Here is a 17125-nt window from a genome sequence, read left to right as displayed (position 1 = left end):
CGATGCGTCAGCCGCTGAAGCTCCACAGCTCCATCGCCCTGTCGGCGCTCGGCGTCGGCGCTTTCCTGCTCGCCTGGGAAGCGCTGGCGCGCAGCGGCATCGTGCCCTCCGGCCTGCTGCCGTCGCCCAGCGCGGTGCCCGGCGCCTTCCTGACGGAGTTCCGGTCCGGCACTTGGCAGGCGATGGTCTTCGCCAGCCTGTCGCACTATCTGTCGGGGCTGGCGCTCGGCACCGTCCTCGGCATCACCTTCGGCACGGCGGCGGCGACCTGGGGCATCTGGGACGCCTTCCAGGCCTGGGTGGTGCGCATGCTGCGTCCCATCCCGTCCATCGCCTGGATCCCCTTCGCCATCATCTGGTTCGGCGTCAGCAAGTCGGCGGCGACCTTCCTGATCGCGCTGACGGTCTTCTGGATCAACTACTACGCCACCTACAGCGCGGTGCGCGGGGTGGACAAGGACCTGATCGAACTCGGCCACGCCTTCGGGCAGGGCGGGCTGATCCCGCGCCTGTTCAAGATCGTCCTGCCCGGCGCGTTGCCGGGCATTCTGGCCGGCGTGCGCGCCGGGCTGGGGCAGGGCTGGATGACGGTGGTGGCGGCGGAACTGTTCGGCATCTCGGGCCTGGGCGCGCGCATGTCCGACGCCTCCGGCCTGCTCGCCACGCACATCGTCGTGCTCTACATGGTCACCATCGCGGCGCTCTACGGCGTGTGCGACTTCCTGTTCATGCAGGTTCAGCAGCGGGTGCTGGCATGGCAAAAGTGAACGGCACCAACGTAAACGGCTCTGCTGTCATTGATTTGAGAGGCGTCGCGATCGGCTACGGCGCCGAGTCTCCTCCGGTTCTGGTCGACGTCGACCTGTCCGTCGAGCGCGGCAGCTTCGTCGCCATCGTCGGGCCGTCCGGCGTCGGCAAATCCACCCTGCTGCGCGTCGTCGCCGGGCTGCACACGGCGCGCGCCGGTGCCGTGACCATCCACGAGACGAAGAAGCCGGGCCACCGTCCGGTCAGCCTCGTCTTTCAGGACGCCCGCCTGCTGCCCTGGCGGCGGGTCGCCAAGAACGTCCGCTTCGGCCTGGAGGGTTTGCCGATCTCCACCGCCGAGCGGGAGGAGCGGGTGGCCGCCGCGCTGCGCCTCGTCCGTCTGGACGATTATGGGCGGCGCTGGCCCTATGAGCTGTCGGGCGGCCAGCGCCAGCGCGTCGGCATCGCCCGCGCCCTGGCCGTCGATCCCGACATCCTGCTGATGGACGAACCCTTCGGCGCGCTCGACGCCATCACGCGGCACAGCCTTCAGGACGAGCTGCTGCGCATCCACCGCGAGACGGGCAAGACGGTGCTGTTCGTCACGCACGACCTGGAAGAGGCGGTGCATCTCGCCGACCGCATCATCGTTCTGGGTGGCAGCCCGGCGCGCATCGTCCAGGACGTCCGCAACGAGCCGGGCCGCGAGAGCGGTGGCTTCCGCGAACAGGTGGAGCAGTTGCGGTCGGGGATCGCGGACAATTACAGCATTTGAGGGTGTCGAACCGGGCCCCCCTCCCGGCCTCCCCCCGCTTCGCAGGGGGAGGAGAAAAAGCCCTCCCCTGAGAAGCGGGGAGGGTTGGGTGGGGGCTCCGTTCAACCACTCACGCGTTACGGCGCGACCCGCCGCACATCCCTTGCCGTCAAATGGACGTTCGCATCCGGGTCCAGCTTGCGGTCCATGATGCGGGCTTCCACCGCCTTGTCGAAGACCGGGCGGTTCAGGCAGACATACTGAAGCGCCTCGTCCGGTTTCGGCAGATGGCCGGCGAGGCTTTGCAGGGCGCGGCGCGGGACGAAGACCCGCCCGTGATACTCCCCGACCTCCACCGCGAACTCCACGGCGTCGGCCTCCTCGTTCCAGGACGGGTCGTCGGGGAACACGAACAGCGGCATCACACCCTCACGCAGAACACATCTCAGTCCAGGATGTAGGTAACATCGTAGCCGCTGCGCTTGAAGCGGGTCTTCAGCAGCGTGCCCTGCGCGTCGAACCACAGGTCGCGCTCCACGTCGCCGGAAATGCGGTGATGCTGCGCCTGAACGGCGCGCCCGCCGACGGTCAGCGTCTCGGTGCCGACGAGGTCGCTGCGCACGCTGTAGGGCTTACCGTCGATGACCGACAGCAGGGTGGGGCGCTTCAGCACCTCGGGCGTCCACAGCGTCAGGGGCAGGGTGTCGGCGCCGGCCTGTCCGACCTTGCCATCCACCGTGACGGAATAGCCGCCGCTGGTCCGCATCATCCGGATGGCGTGGGGCGTGCCGTCGTCGTCGGTCTGGGCGCTCATGGATTCGAGCGTCCGGCCCTTCCAGACCTCTTCCCGCTTGTGATCGTAGCGGAAGTTGATGAACAGCACCTTCACCCGCGTCGAGGCGGTGACCGCGACCTTGGTCACGTCGCCCTGCAGCTCCAGCCGGACGGTTTCCGTCCCCACCGGATCGTCGCCCATCAGAATCCGGTAGGTCAGCGTGCGCGGCTCGGCGGCGTGGGCCGCGGCCGTGGACAGCAGCAGACCGGCGGCCGCCAGCGCCGCGCGCAGGGCGTGCGTCATGGATCGTTCCCTCCCTGTGTTCGTGATGCGGCGGCGGCTTATGGTGCCGCCGTCCGTTGCCTTCGCTCAGTCGTCGAGAAGCTGCGCCAGCTTCATGGCGACGCCCATCGATCCGTCCACCTTCAGCTTGCCCATGGTGAAGGCCAGCATCGGGTTCAGCCGCCCGTCCATCAGCTTCTTCAGATTCTCGGCGGAGATGCGGATGGTGCAGTCGGGATCGGCGTCCCCGGCGTCCTCCCGCGCGATGGCGACGGGCGTCTCGCGGGCGTTGACCCGCACCGCCTCGCCGTCCTCCAGCGCGAAGCGGACGTCGGCCTTCAGGCTGCGGAAGCTGGTGGAGCGGGACTGGAGTTCGCGCAGGATGTCCTCAACCATGGATCAGTCACTCTCCCCTGGATTCGTGTTTGTCGGACCTTGACAGTAGGCGTAGTTTACGTTTACGTCAACGTCATAACCAAAACGTTTCCGGCGCCTCAACGATCCGGGAAACATCAAATCAATCAAGGGGAGTGAAACCATGCAGACCGCCGCCGCGCCCGGACTCCGAAAGCCCCGCACCGCCTTCCGCCGTCGTCTGTCCTGACCCGACGCGCAGCCGGGAGGATCGGAGATGACCGAGAATCTTGCGCGCCGGGGCAGCATCGGCGACGACACGCCGGCCCATCCCTGGCTGGCCCATTACCCCGAGGGCATCGCCTGGGACCAGCCGATCCCTGTGACGCCGCTGGCCGAGCTGTTCGAGGAGGCCGCCCGCCGCTACGCCGACCGTCCGTGCCTGGATTTTCTCGGCCGCCGCTACCGCTACGCGGAGGTGCTGGGGCTGGTGAACCGGGCGGCCAAGGGCTTCGCCGCGCTGGGGGTGAAGCCGGGTGTCCGGGTGGGGCTGTGCCTGCCGAACACGCCGACCTACGTGATCGCCTATTTCGGGATTCTGAAGGCCGGCGGCACGGTGGTGAACTACAACCCGCTCTATGTCGAGCGGGAGCTGGAGCACCAGATCGAGGATTCCGGGACCGAGATCATGGTCACGCTCGATCTGAAGCAAATCTACCCGCGCATCGAGGCGATGCTGGACCGGACGTCTTTAAAGACGGTGGTCGTCTGCCGCATGGCCTCGATCCTGTCCCCGGTGAAGAGCGTGCTGTTCCGCGTGCTGAAGCGCAGCGAGCTGGCGAGCATCCCGCAGGACGGGCGGCACGTGGATTTCGACTCGCTGCTGGGCAACGACGGCGTCGTCCAGCCGGTGCGGGTGGACCCGCGACGCGACGTGGCGGTGCTGCAATACACCGGCGGAACCACCGGCGTGCCCAAGGGGGCGATGCTGACCCACGCCAACCTCGTGGCCAACGCCCGGCAGGTGCAGGCCTGGTTCCCTGGAATGGCGCTGGGCGAGGAGCGGATGCTCGCCGTCCTGCCCTTCTTCCACGTCTTCGCCATGACGGTGATCCTGAACATGGGGCTGGCGGCGGGGGCGGAACTGGTCATGCTGCCGCGCTTCGACACATTGCAGGTCCTGAAGACCATCGCGCGGCGCAAGCCCACCCTGCTGCCCGGCGTGCCCACCATGTACAAGGCGCTGCTGAGCCATCCGGACGTGGCGCGCCATCCGATGCGGTCGATCCGCTACTGCATCTCCGGCGGGGCACCGCTGCCGATGGAGCTGAAGCGTCAGTTCGAGGAGGCCACCGGCTGCGTGCTGGTGGAAGGCTACGGTCTGAGCGAGGCGTCGCCGGTCTGCGCCTGCAACCCGCTGACCGGGGTGAACAAGGAGGGCTCCATCGGCCTGCCGCTCCCCGGCATCATGGTGCAGATCCGCGCGCTGGACGATCCCGACCGCGTGTTGCCGTCCGGCGAAAAGGGGCAGGTCGTGCTGTCCGGCCCCAACGTCATGGCCGGCTATTGGAACAAGGACGAGGAAAGCCGGCGCACCATCGTCGGCGGCTGGCTGTTCACCGGCGACGTCGGGGTGATGGACGAGGACGGTTACGTCTTCCTGCTCGACCGGCTGAAGGACCTGATCATCTGCGGCGGCTACAACGTCTATCCGCGCATGATCGAGGAGGCCATTTACCAGCACCCCGACGTGGTCGCCGTCTGCGTCATCGGCGTCCCCGACGACTACCGCGGCCAGAGCCCGAAGGCATTCGTCCAGCTCAAGCCCGGAGCCAGCCTGACCGCGGAACAGCTCAAGGACTTCCTGCGCGACAAGATCTCGCGGATCGAGATGCCGAAGCTGATCGAATTCCGCGCCGAGCTGCCCAAGACGGCGGTCGGCAAGCTGTCGAAGAAGGAGTTGATCGCCGAGACCCTACAAAAGCCGGGGGAGTGACATCGGAAAGGCGCGTGGCTTTGTCACGCCGTGGTGTGTGTGGTAGGAACGGAGACGCCGTCCGGCGGCGTGGAGCGAGCGGCCTTCGTTCCCCACGCCGCCGCGGCGCGACGTGACGGAAGGCGTGCCCCCCACCATGGAACAGCTCTACACGGTGAATCAGTTGGCGGAGGAACTGGGCATCACGCCGCGCGCCCTCCGCTTCTACGAAGTGAAGGGGCTGCTGTCGCCCAACCGCCTGGGCAACAACCGCGTCTACACCAAGCGCGACCGCGCCCGGCTGAAGCTGATCCTGCGGGGCAAGCGGCTGGGCTTCTCGCTGGCGGAGATCCGCGAGTATCTCGACCTCTACAACGTCGATGGCGGGGTGGAGCAGTTGAAGGTCCTGCAGAAGCGCATCGACGCGCGGCTGAAGGACCTGGAGCAGCAGCGCCAGGACCTGGAGGCGACCGTGGGCGAACTGCGGGAGATCGAGGCCCAGGTGCAGGCCGCGCTCGACGAGCGCGGATTGGCGTCCAAGAGCGCCTGAGCCGGTGCGGTCCCGCCCGCCCGGCCAAGCCGGAGGGGATGGGGTATGAATTTGCTGTTCCGCCTGATCGGCGTCATCGTGGCCGCTCTGACCGGTCGGCCGGTGGGGTTCCTCGAACCGGCGCGGCTGCGCTTCCGGGTGTGGCCGACCGACCTTGACCTCAACATGCACATGACCAACGCCCGCTATTTCAGCGTCATGGACCTGGGGCGCGTTGATCTGATGCTGCGTTCCGGCATGGGGCGGTCGATCCTGCGCCACCGCTGGCAACCGGTGATCGGCGCCGCCAATGTGCGCTTCCGCCGTCCGCTGGCGCCCTTCCAGCGCTTCGAGCTGGCGACCCGCGTGCTGTGCTGGGACGACAAGTATTTCTTCATCGAGCACCGGGTGGAGACCGCCACGGGCACGGCGGCGCTGGCCGTGGTGCAGGGCGCCTTCGTGGCGCGCGGCGCCGTGGTCGCCCCGACGGAGATTCTGGCGATCCACGGCGAGCACCGGGAATCGCCGCCCATGCCGGACGTCGTCGCCGCGTGGCGCGAGCGACCGCTTGCGCCCTGACGCTTGCGCCCCGAGACTTGCGTTGCGCCTCCTCCTTGCACTATGGCTGGCCGAACGGGAAAAGCCGGCAAAGCGGAAGGGCAAGGGTCATGGGCGCACACGGAATCAATGGCATCGACCATCTCGTCATCGTCGTCCGCGATCTGGAGAAGGCGCAGGACGCCTATCGCCGCATGGGCTTCACCATCTCGCCGAAGGGCCGGCATGGCGAGCTGAAGTCGGCCAACCACACCATGATGTTCGGGGCGGGCGACTATCTGGAACTGCTCGCCATCGAACAGCCGCACCCCTTCACCGCCTTCTTCAGCAACGTGTTGAAAACCCGCGAGGGCATCGCCGCGGCGGCGCTGAAGACCGACGACGCGCGGGCGGCGCAACGCCTCCTGGTCGAGGCCGGCTATCCGGCGGGCGAGCCGGTGGAGTTCGGCCGCCCCGTCGATCTTCCGGGCGGCGCGCAGCAGGCGCGCTTCACCACCACCCCGATCGACGGCGTTCCGGAATGGGGCGGGCGGGTCTTCCTCTGCCAGCACCACACCCCCGAGGTGGTTTGGCGTCCGGAACTGATCCAGCACGACAACACGGTGACCGGGCTTGCCGCCCTGGTCGTCGCCGCCGACGATCCCGACGCCACCGCCGCCTCCTACGCGCGCCTGTTCGGTACGGCGGTGGAGGCGCAGGGGCCGGCGCGCGTCGTGCCGACCGGCAGCGCCCCCATCGTGGTGGCCGATCCCGCCGCTCTGCATTGGGGATGGACCAGCGACCCGGCCTTGGCGGTTCCGCGCCCCTTTCTGGCCGGAATGGTGCTGCGGGTCGCCGATCTGGAGCGCGCCCAGCAGGCGCTTCAGAAGAGCAAGTTCCCGACCGTCGTCGGCAACGGCGTGCTGCGCGTGTCGTCGGCGAGCGCCTGTGGCGCCATGCTGGCCTTCGCCAAGGATTTCGACCTGCGCGCCCTGATTCCCTGATTCGCTAATCCCGCCGACGCCGGTTTGTCATAACGGAATCATATTGCTGCACTGCGTTCGATCCGTTGGACAGGCCACCGCCGCGGGCGCACATTCCTCTCTTGCGTGCATGTTGCAGTGCATCATAGGGGCGGACCGACGTGGCGGACGGCGATTTCGGCAGGGTTCAGATCGAACCGGCAGGGCAGGGGAGCGCGGCGCAGTACCTCGTCGCCGGCACGCCGGCCTACACGCGGGCAAGCCGCATCCTCTTCGTGGCCGGTTTCTCCACCTTCGCCGCGCTCTACTGCGTGCAGCCGCTGATGCCGGAGTTCACGCAGGAGTTCGGCGTCACCCCGGCACAGTCCAGCCTCGCCCTGTCGGTGTCCACCGGCGTTCTGGCCTTCGCGCTTCTGGTCGCCGGGGCGGTGTCCGACCGGTTCGGGCGCAAGGCCATCATGGCGCTCTCGCTGCTCGCCTCCGGCACGCTGGGCATCAGCGGGGCGATGGCTCCGGACTGGGTGTCGCTGCTGCTGGTGCGTGCGTTGGAGGGGATGGCCCTCAGCGGCCTGCCCGCCGTTGCCATGGCCTATGTGTCGGAGGAGGTGGACCCGCGCTCCGCCGGGGTCACCATGGGCTTGTACATCGGCGGAACGGCGCTGGGCGGCATGTCGGGCCGGGCGCTGACGGCTTTGGTCGCCGACGTCGCGTCCTGGCGCATGGCGATGGGGGTGATCGGCACGCTGGGAATCGCCGCCGCGGTGGCGGTGTGGTTCGCGCTTCCCGCCTCGCGCAACTTCCAGCGTCGGCCGGCGGGCATGCGGGAACTGGCGGCGGCGTGGCGCGGGCACCTGATGGACCGCGGGCTGCTCGCCCTGTTTGCCATGGGGTTCCTGTCCATGGGGGCCTTCGTCACCGTCTTCAACTACATCGGCTTCCGCCTGCTGGCGCCCCCCTTCGACCTGCGTCCGGCGGCGGTCGGGGCCGTCTTCACCGTCTATCTCTGCGGAGTCGTCAGTTCGCCGCTGTTCGGCGGGCTGGCCGTGCGGCTGGGGCGCGGGCGGGTTCTGGCCGCCGCCGCTGCGATGATGGCGGCCGGGCTGGCGCTGATGACGCCGGACAGCCTGTGGACGATGACGCCGGGAATCGCCCTGTTCACCTTCGCCTTCTTCGGGGTCCACACCATCGCCTCCGGCTGGATCGGGCAACGCGCGCCGATCAACCGCGGGCAGGCCTCGGCGATCTATCTGTTCTGCTACTACATGGGCTCCACCATCGCCGGGACGCTGGGCGGTGTCTTCTGGAACGGGTCCGGATGGGCCGGAGTCGGCGGATTCGTCGGCCTTTTGCTGGCGCTCGGGCTGATCGTGTCGCTGGCCCTGGCGATCCGCCGCTGATTCGTTCATTGCGCGCATACCGAGGTATGAATTCAACTGTTTCGGTTGCGCCGTGTGCCGCTTCGCCCCATTCTGGGCGCACCTGCACAACGAGGCCGCCATGGCGCGTTTGTCCGTCTACAGCGACACCGATCCCACGGTTATCGAACTGTCGTCCGCCGACCCGGCGCTGGTCACCGCCCATCTGGCGCTGGCCGGCGTGCTGTTCGAACGCTGGCCGGAATCCCGGTCCCTTCCCGACGCCGCCGACGCCCAGGCGGTGCTGGAGGCCTACGCCGGGCCGGTAGCCGCTCTGAAGGAGGCGCGTGGTTTCCAATCCGCCGACGTGGTGCGGATGCCGCGCGGTCTGCCGAACGCGGCGGCCCGCCGCGCCAGCTTCCTCGCGGAACACACCCACGATGAGGATGAGGCCCGCTTTTTCGTGCAGGGCGGCGGCGCCTTCTATCTGCACATGGACGAGAAAGTGTTCCGCATCGTGTGCGGGGCCGGCGACCTGCTGAGCATTCCGGCGCAGACGAAGCATTGGTTCGACATGGGGCCGGACCCGGAATTCACCGCCATTCGCTTCTTCACGCGTCCGGACGGCTGGGTGGCGTCCTTCACTGGCGACGTGATCGCCGACCGTTTTCCGAAGTTCGAACCGGGAACCGGTACGGCACCATGACCCGGCCGCCGTAACCTGGCCGCCGTGACCCGGCCGCCGCCGTTACCTTTCGCCGCAGCCGATTGCGGGCGAAAACCGGTGCTGTTACAAGCCCTTCGGTATCAGCGCCGACCCGACGGCGGCGCGCCACCCGCTTCGGAGGCTCCATGACCACGGACGGCCACACCGTCCCGAGCACGGGCAACAGCTTCATCGACGCGGCCCACACGTCGCTGATGGACCATGTCGAGGCCATTCGCCGCGAATGCGCGGCCGGCGCCTCCCGCGACTCCATGGTTCCCCGCTTCAGCCGCTTCGCGGACGAGATGCGCATGCATTTCGACCATGAGGAGGTCATCATCCGCGCCGCCGGATTCACCCGGTGGGAGGAACACGCCAGCCATCACGCGATGCTGGACCAGCAGTTCGGCCGACTCATCGACTATGTGCGCGAATGCGAGGTCACCACGGACTTTCTGTGCACGGTGGCGGGCACGCTGGACGCTGCTCTGTGCGGGCACGAGATCCGGCACGACGGTGATTACGCCGCCCTGGTGCGCGACGCCTCCATGGCGCCGGAAGGACGGACGCTGATCGCCTGGAGCAGCGCTTTCGATGTCGGGGTAGGGCCGCTTGACGCGCAGCATCGACAGCTCGCCGAACTCATGAACGAGCTGGACGTGATGAGCCGCCGGGACGCGCCGGTCGGCGAATCGCGGGACATTCTGGGGCTGCTGCACGACCACGTGCTCGCACATTTCGCCATGGAGGAAGGGGTGCTGCGCCGCATGGCGCCCGGCCGTTTCGTGGCCCACCGCAACCATCACCGGCTGCTGGAGGGGCAGTTCGCCCGCATCCGCCAGCAGGTGGAGAGCGGACGGCTCGACTCCGGCGTCGCGGTGCGGGGATTCCTGCGTTTCTGGCTGATGGACCATGTGCTCGGCTCCGACCGTCCGGCCTTTGCCGAGGCGGCGGACGCGGCGCCCCGCTGATCCCGGCGACGATCCCGTTCCCGGCCTGTCATCAAAAAATCACTTGAATCGCCGGGGAAAAAGCGTAATTCATCGGGCACGACGCACTCGCACGTGCCAATGGCCCTCTGTGGTTATGCAACGACGTACCGCGTCCTTTTTGGCAGAACCGGTCATCAGTGGGCCGGTCCCGAGAGGGAGGTAGGCATGTTGGCTCTCCACGGCAGGGCTCTCAGACGGTAGCCCATAGCCGGACATCGACGCTTTGAACCTGCGGAGCTGTTAGCCCGCTCGTGAGCGTTTGACCCGGCTTTTCTCCGTCGCCTTTCACCACAACCCGAATTCCGGTCCGCGGCTTTGAAGGCCGTGCCGGATTCCCGTCTGTTCGCTGGACCGCCCCGCGCCGGGTGGCCCAGGGTAAGGAGTGCGCCATGGGCTTCATCCGTTCCCGTTCCGCCGTCGCCCCGCTGCGCCGCGGCGTTTCCGTTTCCGCCCCGTCCTTCGGCGCTTCGCCGGTGTCGGACCGCCGCACCTCCGTCCATCAGGCGGTGGCGATGGCCCGGCCCGAGGAGCCGATGCACTGCATCCGTCCGGGCGTCCTGGCCGACACCGCGTCCAGCTTCGTGGCTGCCTTCGACGCCGCCGTGTCCGGCGACGTGCTCTACGCCGTGAAGTGCAACCCGGAGCCGGCGGTGCTGCGCGCCCTGTGGGCCGGCGGCGTGCGCCACTTCGACGTGGCATCGCCGGGCGAGATCCGCCTGATCCGCCAGATGTTCCCGGACGCGGTGCTGCACTATATGCACCCGGTGAAGGGGCGCGAGGCCATCCGCACCGCCTACCAGCAGTACGGCGTGCGCGACTTCGTGCTGGACAGCATGGAGGAGCTTCAGAAGATCCTGGAGGAGACGGGCGACGCCCAGGACCTCGGCCTCGTCGTGCGTCTGGCCCTGCCCAAGGGCAACGCGGTCTACGACCTGTCCGGCAAGTTCGGCGCTCCGGCGGCGGAGGCGGTCGAACTGCTCCAGGCCGTGCGCATGGTGGCTCCGAAGGTTGGCGTGTCCTTCCATGTCGGCTCGCAGATGCTCGACCCGTCCGCCTATGAGCGGGCGCTGGAGCTGGCCGGCCGCATCATCGCCGAGTCGGGCGTGGTCATCGACGTTCTGGACGTGGGCGGCGGCTTCCCCGTCTCCTATCCGGGAGTGACCCCGCCGCCGCTCGGCGACTTCATGGAGGCCATCGCCCGCGGCGTGGCGAAGCTCGACCTGCCGGCCCATTGCCGCGTCTGGTGCGAGCCGGGCCGCGCGCTGGTCGCGCCGGGCGTGTCGCTGGTCGTGCAGGTGGTGAAGCGCCGGGGCAACGAGCTGTTCATCAACGACGGCGTCTACGGCGCCTTGTCGGACGCCGGGGTCCCCGGCTTCCGCTTCCCGGCCCGCATGATCCGTCCGTTCGCGCCGATGGGCGACGAGCCGGTGGAGGCCTTCGCCTTCTACGGCCCGACCTGCGACAGCGCGGACCGCATGAACGGCCCGTTCCACCTGCCGGCGGACATCCGCGCCGGCGACTGGATCGAGCTGGGCCAGCTGGGGGCCTACGGCTCCTGCCTGCGCACCGCCTTCAACGGGTTCGACCAGGCCCGCGTGGTCGAGGTTTCGGACGCGCCGCTGCTGGAAACACCCGGCTACGTTCTGAAGAGCTGCGTGGCATAAGTCCCGCATCGCGGGAAAGCTGTGGATATCCCTAAAAAATCACCGTAAACCATCGTTGGTCCACCACCCTCCGCCTTTCCAAGAGGCGCGGGGGTGACGGGCTGTATTATTGTCACGCCAACCACGGGGGACCGTCTTAGATGACCCTGGACACCAAGCACATCTCCTTCACCGGCCGCATGGTCATTGTCGGCTTCGGATCGATTGGCCAGGGAGTTTTGCCCCTGATTTTGCGCCACATCGGAATCACGAAGGACCAGATCACCATCGTCACCGCCGAGGAGCGCGGTCATGCCGAGGCGGATGAGCTTGGCGTCAAATTCATCAACCTGCCGCTGACGAAGGAGAACTACGTCCAGGTTCTGGAGCCCATGCTGGGCAAGGGCGATTTCCTGGTCAACCTGTCGGTGGACGTGTCGTCCGTCGCCCTGTTCGAGTTCTGCCACAAGGTCGGCGCTCTCTACATCGACACCTGTGTCGAGCCGTGGGCCGGCGGCTACACCGACCCGTCCCTGTCGCCGTCGCTGCGCTCCAACTACGCCCTGCGCGAGACCGCGCTGTCGCACCGCGCCGCCTATGAGGGCGGGCCGACCGCCGTGCTGACCCACGGCGCGAACCCCGGCCTCGTCTCACATTTCGTGAAGCAGGCGCTGCTGAACATCGCCGCCGACACCGGCGAATCGGCGGAGATCCCGAAGGACCGCGCCGGCTGGGGCGCTCTGGCCGCCAAGCTGGGCGTCAAGGTGATCCACATCGCCGAGCGCGACACCCAGGTGTCCAACGAGCCGAAGAAGGTGGGCGAGTTCGTCAACACTTGGTCCATCGACGGCTTCGTCGGCGAGGGCTGCCAGCCCACCGAACTCGGCTGGGGCAGCCACGAGAAGCATTTCCCCGCCGATGGGCGCCGCCACGAGTTCGGCTGCGACGCCGCCATCTATCTGATGCGGCCCGGCGCCTCCACGCGCGTGCGCACCTGGACCCCGCTGGAGGGGCCGTTCCACGGCTTCCTCATCACCCACAGCGAGGCGATCTCCATCGCCGACTACTACACCCAGCGCGACGGCAACCACGTCACCTACCGCCCGACCGTGCACTACGCCTATCACCCGTGCGACGACGCGGTGAAGTCGGTGCATGAGCTGGCCGGCAAGAACTGGTACATGCAGCCGAGCCAGCGCCTGATGATGCACGAGATCGTCAGCGGCACCGACGAGCTGGGCGTGCTGCTGATGGGGCACAAGAAGGGCATCTACTGGTTCGGTTCCCGCCTGGGGATCGACGAGGCGCGCGCTCTGGTGCCGTACAACAACGCGACCTCGCTGCAGGTCACGGTGGCGGTCTTGGCCGGCATCGTCTGGGCGCTGGAGAACCCGAACCGCGGCATCGTCGAGCCGGACGAGATCGACTTCCAGCGCATCCTGGAGATCGCCACGCCCTATCTGGGCGAACTGGTCGGCGCCTATGGCGACTGGACTCCGCTGCAGGACCGCGAACGCCTCTTCCCCGAGGACGTCGATCACGACGATCCCTGGCAGTTCAAGAACTTCCGGGTCGCTTAAGGCCGGGTCGTCTGAACAGGAAAGGGGCTCTGCGGAGCCCCTTTTTCTTTGGTGCGGTCAGAGGGTGAGCGCCAGCAGAAGCGCGCCGGCCACCAGGGCGATGCAGGCGCGCCGGTAGAGGTGAAGGGCGCGAGTGATGTCCTGCGCGGTGGCGGCGGTGCGGCCCGGCCCCATCCAGGCGTCCTCGATCCGCACCTCGCCATAGACCCGCGGCCCGCCGAGCCGGAGGTCGAGCGCGCCGGCCATCGCGGCCTCCGGCCAGCCGGCGTTGGGCGAGCGGTGGCGGTGGGCGTCGCGCCGCACCGACCGCCAGGACTCGCCCGCGTCGGCCCCCTCGGTGAAACGGGCGGCCACCCAGATCAGCAGCGCCGACAGGCGGGAGCCGGGCAGGTTGACCAGATCGTCCAGCCGCGCCGCTGCCCAGCCGAACGCCTCGTGCCGGGGGGTGCGGTGGCCGATCATGCTGTCCGCGGTGTTGATCGCCTTGTAGAGCGCGATTCCCGGCAGCCCGCCGACCAGCAGCCAGAAGGCCGGGGCGACGACTCCGTCCGAGAAATTCTCCGACAGGCTTTCGATGGCGGCGCGACTCACCCCATGCTGGTCCAGCGTGGCGGGGTTGCGGCCGACGATGCGCGACACGGCCTCGCGCGCCGCTGCCAGCCCGCCGCTGCGGAAGGCGGCGGCGACCGCGGCGACATGGTCGTGCAGGCTGCGCTGCGCCAGAAGAGTGGACGCCAGCGCCGCTTCGAGGAGGCCGCCGAGCGGCAGGTGGCGGCACAGCCCGGCCACCGCCGATGCGGCGCCGCCCACCACCAGCAGCAGGACGAGCAGCGCGAGCACCCCTGCCGCCTTACGGACGGCGAAGGAATCGCGCTCGCGGTTGAGCGCGCGGTCAAGCTGGGCGATAAGCGCCCCGATCCACACCACCGGGTGGCGGATTTGGGCGTAGAGTGCGTCCGGATAGCCGGCGGCGGCCTCGATGAGGAGAGCGGCGGCGAGCACGGACGGATGAAGCTCCACGGGATCGAATCCTCTGGGGGAAGGGAAGGGGCGGGATGATGGCGGAATCGGCGGCGGGGTCCAAGAGGATCGTCCAAGGCGGGATTGTCCATGGCGGCGACCTCGACGCTGCGCGGGCGGCCTTTCCGGCGGCGCCGGAGCCCTGGGTGGATCTGTCGACCGGCATCAACCCCTGGCCTTTCCCGCTGCCCGCCATCCCTGCCGAGGCCTGGACGCGCTTGCCGGGCCGCGTTGCCGAAACGGCCCTGCGCGAGGCTGCGACGGCCTTCTATGGAGCGCCGTCGCCGGACGGAGTCGCCGCCGCGGGCGGTTCCCAGTCCCTGATCCAGATCCTGCCGCGGCTGCGATCTCCGGGAGCGGTCGCCGTGCTGGGGCCGACCTACGCCGAGCACGCCTCGGGCTGGGTCAGCGCCGGGCATCGCGTGACGGAGGTGGTATCCCTGGAGGAATGCGACGCCGACGTGGTGGTGGTCGTGAACCCGAACAACCCGGACGGCCGCATCGTCCCGCCCGAAACCCTGCTGGCCCTGGCGGAGCGGCAGGCGGCGCGGGGCGGCTGGCTGGTGGTGGACGAAGCCTTCGCCGAGGTCGCTCCGGAGTGCAGCGTGGCGTCGGAGGCCGGGCGCACCGGTCTGGTCGTCCTGCGCTCCTTCGGGAAGTTCTTCGGGCTGGCCGGCGTCCGGCTCGGTTTCCTGCTCGGCGAACCGACGCTGGTCCGGGATATGCGCGCCGCCGTGGGGCCTTGGGCCGTGTCGGGTCCGGCGCTGGCCGTCGCGACCGCGGCCTTGTCGGATGCGGCGTGGATCGCCGCCACCCGGCGTCGTCTGGCCGAGGCTGCGGCCCGCTTCGACGCGCGTCTGGCGGGTGCCGGTTTGCGCGTCGCCGGAGGAACATCGCTCTTTCGTCTCATAGACGACCCCCAGGCTGCCGGGCTCTACAACGAGTTGGGCTGGGCCGGGGTGCTGGTCCGCCGGTTCGACTATCGGCAGGATTGGTTGAGATTGGGATTGCCGGCGGACAAGGCAGCGGAAGACCGTGTGACAGTTGCGTGCGAAACATTCAAAAATAGATAGATTTTGCGTCTATAATAGGCGATCACCACCATAGCGCGACAAGATGGCACACAGGGGCAAAAAGGCCCATCGGCTAACGTACTCCTGGTTTGCCCTATCGTGGCGCAAGAATCTTCCATGACGCTGTGGGGGCCATGCTGGATTCGGTCGGTTCAATGAGTCCTTCTGGGGATGCGGAGGAAACCCGGGTTGCGCTGTGGCGTGCGTTCGACACGCTGCCGACGGGGGTCTGCGTCACCACGGACACAGGGGCCATCCTTTATGCCAATGCCGCCCTGCACGGTCTGCTGCGCTACGCTCCCGGCGGACTGACCGGTCTCGACCTCGCGGCGCTGGAACCGGAGGACGCCACTCTCCCGGCGCTGCCGGACGCGTCGGGAGAGAGGCCATTGCGGCGCCTGGATGGCGGAACCGTGTGGGTCGCGGAGTCGGTCGGGCCCCTTACGGGTCCGCTGGGGGAACGGCAGTCGCTGCGCGTCTACACCGACGTCACCCGCCACCGGCAGGCGCAAGCCGCGCTGCGCGACCAGCTTCTGATGAAGGAGGTGCTGTTCGAGACGCTGCCGGTCCCTGTCTTTGTGAAGAACGCGGCCGGCGAATACACGGATTGCAACGACGCCTTCGAGCGCTACACCGGCCTGGAGCGCCGCAGCATCGTCACGAAGACCGCCTTCGCCGTGATGGACCCGCGCATCGCCAAGGCGCACGCCGACCAGGATCGTGAACTGACCGTCAACTGGGGCCAGCGCAGCTATGAGGAGGCGGTGCCCTTCGTCGGCGGCACCACCCGCCTGTCCAGCCTGACCAAGGCCGTCTTCTGCGACAGCACCGGGAATTTGGGCGGGATCGTCGGCGTGATCCACGACCTGACCGAGGGATTGCCCAGCGAGGAGCGGCTCCAGGCCATCTTGGAGCAGAGCCCGATCGGCGTGTCGGTGTCGCGCCGCGACGATGGCAAGATCATCTTCGTCAACACCCGCTTTGCGGAACTGATCGGACTGAAGCGCGAGGATCTGATCGGCCGGCAGGCCCGCGACTATTATCTGGACCGGCACCAGCGGGAACGGGTGATCGAACGGCTGCGCTCCTATGGATCGGTGACCAACATGGAGGTCCAGTTCCGCCGGGCCGACGGATCGTCCTTCTGGACGCTGTTCACGGTCAACCAGGCGGTGATCCAGGGCGTTCAGGTGAATCTGGCCTGGATCTACGACTACACCGACCGCCGGAACATGGAAGAGGCCTTGCGGGACATGGCGTCCCGCGACCCGCTGACGGGGATCTACAACCGGCGTTCCTTCATGGAACTGGCGCGCTCGCAACTGGCCCGCGCCCACCGTTTCAGCGAGCCGATGTCGGTCTTCGTGCTGGACGTCGACCATTTCAAGCGGATCAACGACAGCTACGGTCACGCCACCGGCGACGACGCCCTGCGCATGGTGGCTGGAGGCTGTCAGGCCATCCTGCGCGAATACGACATTCTCGGCCGGCTCGGCGGTGAGGAATTCGTGGTGGTCCTGCCCGGAGCCACCGCGCAGGAGTCCCGCGTGGTGGCGGAACGGGTGCGCCGCCATCTCTCCCGCATGGCGATTCCAGGACCGGAAGGCCGCTTCCATCTGACCAGCAGCATCGGCATCTCCGCGATCGAAGGCGCTTACGACACGCTGGAAAAGGCGATCCACCGTGCCGACCTTGCCCTCTACCGAGCCAAACGTGAGGGGCGCAACCGGGTCGTCGTGTACGAACCGGGGATGTGATCCGCCATCTCCGGGAGAAAAATTGCGCCCACCCCATCCGGGGATCGATTGGATTTTCTCCTG

17 protein-coding genes are annotated in these 17125 nt (G+C 68.1%); 13 read left to right on the top strand and 4 right to left on the bottom strand.

Annotated features, from left to right (window positions below):
- The first annotated feature begins 2 nt into the window (after positions 1–2).
- Positions 3–767: an ABC transporter permease gene (locus H0B54_RS03930; protein ID WP_188259315.1), complete on the top strand. Its 765-nt coding sequence runs from the start codon at positions 3–5 to the stop codon at positions 765–767.
- The gene (locus tag H0B54_RS03925; RefSeq protein WP_188259314.1) at positions 755–1522 is read left to right on the top strand and encodes an ABC transporter ATP-binding protein; all 768 of its coding nucleotides are present in this window, start codon (positions 755–757) and stop codon (positions 1520–1522) included. Before H0B54_RS03930 ends, H0B54_RS03925 begins: the two co-directional genes overlap by 13 nt.
- Positions 1523–1638: 116 nt before the next feature.
- On the opposite strand, the gene H0B54_RS03920 is transcribed toward H0B54_RS03925, so the two are convergent.
- The 3 genes from H0B54_RS03920 to H0B54_RS03910 all read right to left on the bottom strand — a co-directional run bounded on the left by H0B54_RS03920 (position 1639) and on the right by H0B54_RS03910 (position 2954).
- Positions 1639–1923: a DUF1488 family protein gene (locus H0B54_RS03920; protein WP_188259313.1), complete on the bottom strand. Its 285-nt coding sequence runs from the start codon at positions 1921–1923 to the stop codon at positions 1639–1641.
- Between the two features lie 23 nt (positions 1924–1946).
- Entirely contained in the window at positions 1947–2579 is a 633-nt protein-coding gene (locus H0B54_RS03915) for a DUF6134 family protein (RefSeq protein WP_188259312.1), read from the bottom strand.
- A gap of 66 nt (positions 2580–2645) precedes the next feature.
- Entirely contained in the window at positions 2646–2954 is a 309-nt protein-coding gene (locus H0B54_RS03910; RefSeq protein ID WP_014240763.1) for an SCP2 sterol-binding domain-containing protein, read from the bottom strand.
- 235 nt (positions 2955–3189) lie between these two features.
- Here H0B54_RS03910 and H0B54_RS03905 point away from each other — a divergent pair, with 235 nt between their 5' ends.
- From H0B54_RS03905 to H0B54_RS03865, 9 genes are all read left to right on the top strand, one after another.
- Entirely contained in the window at positions 3190–4908 is a 1719-nt protein-coding gene (locus H0B54_RS03905; protein ID WP_188259311.1) for a long-chain-fatty-acid--CoA ligase, read from the top strand.
- Between the two features lie 136 nt (positions 4909–5044).
- A complete protein-coding gene (locus H0B54_RS03900; RefSeq protein WP_094302185.1) occupies positions 5045–5437 on the top strand; it encodes a MerR family transcriptional regulator in 393 nt (130 codons plus the stop codon).
- Between the two features lie 45 nt (positions 5438–5482).
- On the top strand, positions 5483–5995 hold the full coding sequence (locus H0B54_RS03895) for a thioesterase family protein (protein WP_188259310.1): 513 nt from the start codon (positions 5483–5485) through the stop codon (positions 5993–5995).
- A gap of 89 nt (positions 5996–6084) precedes the next feature.
- The gene (locus H0B54_RS03890) at positions 6085–6957 is read left to right on the top strand and encodes a VOC family protein (protein WP_188259309.1); all 873 of its coding nucleotides are present in this window, start codon (positions 6085–6087) and stop codon (positions 6955–6957) included.
- Positions 6958–7097: 140 nt separating this feature from the next.
- The gene (locus H0B54_RS03885; protein WP_188259308.1) at positions 7098–8333 is read left to right on the top strand and encodes an MFS transporter; all 1236 of its coding nucleotides are present in this window, start codon (positions 7098–7100) and stop codon (positions 8331–8333) included.
- Positions 8334–8433: 100 nt separating this feature from the next.
- Positions 8434–8997 (top strand): 1,2-dihydroxy-3-keto-5-methylthiopentene dioxygenase, encoded by a 564-nt coding sequence (locus H0B54_RS03880; protein WP_188259307.1) that lies wholly within the window; start codon positions 8434–8436, stop codon positions 8995–8997.
- A gap of 146 nt (positions 8998–9143) precedes the next feature.
- Positions 9144–9968, top strand: coding sequence for a hemerythrin domain-containing protein (locus H0B54_RS03875; RefSeq protein WP_188259306.1), 825 nt, complete (start codon positions 9144–9146; stop codon positions 9966–9968).
- Positions 9969–10378: 410 nt separating this feature from the next.
- The gene (locus H0B54_RS03870; RefSeq protein ID WP_188259305.1) at positions 10379–11653 is read left to right on the top strand and encodes a type III PLP-dependent enzyme; all 1275 of its coding nucleotides are present in this window, start codon (positions 10379–10381) and stop codon (positions 11651–11653) included.
- Between the two features lie 140 nt (positions 11654–11793).
- On the top strand, positions 11794–13212 hold the full coding sequence (locus tag H0B54_RS03865; protein ID WP_188259304.1) for a homospermidine synthase: 1419 nt from the start codon (positions 11794–11796) through the stop codon (positions 13210–13212).
- Between the two features lie 57 nt (positions 13213–13269).
- Here H0B54_RS03865 and cbiB read toward each other — a convergent pair whose 3' ends face one another.
- Positions 13270–14232, bottom strand: a complete 963-nt coding sequence (gene cbiB / locus H0B54_RS03860) for an adenosylcobinamide-phosphate synthase CbiB (RefSeq protein ID WP_188259303.1) — start codon at positions 14230–14232, stop codon at positions 13270–13272.
- A 35-nt stretch (positions 14233–14267) separates the two neighbouring features.
- Between cbiB and cobD the strand changes: the two genes are divergently transcribed.
- Positions 14268–15305, top strand: a complete 1038-nt coding sequence (cobD, locus tag H0B54_RS03855) for a threonine-phosphate decarboxylase CobD (RefSeq protein WP_188259302.1) — start codon at positions 14268–14270, stop codon at positions 15303–15305.
- 155 nt (positions 15306–15460) lie between these two features.
- Positions 15461–17062, top strand: a complete 1602-nt coding sequence (locus H0B54_RS03850) for a sensor domain-containing diguanylate cyclase (RefSeq protein WP_246472313.1) — start codon at positions 15461–15463, stop codon at positions 17060–17062.
- Positions 17063–17125 lie beyond the last annotated feature (63 nt).

Source organism: Azospirillum tabaci (genome assembly GCF_014596085.1).
Taxonomy (GTDB): Bacteria; Pseudomonadota; Alphaproteobacteria; order Azospirillales; family Azospirillaceae; genus Azospirillum; species Azospirillum tabaci.
Note: the sequence above shows the minus strand (reverse complement) of the source record. Positions and strands in the feature narration are given on the sequence as shown.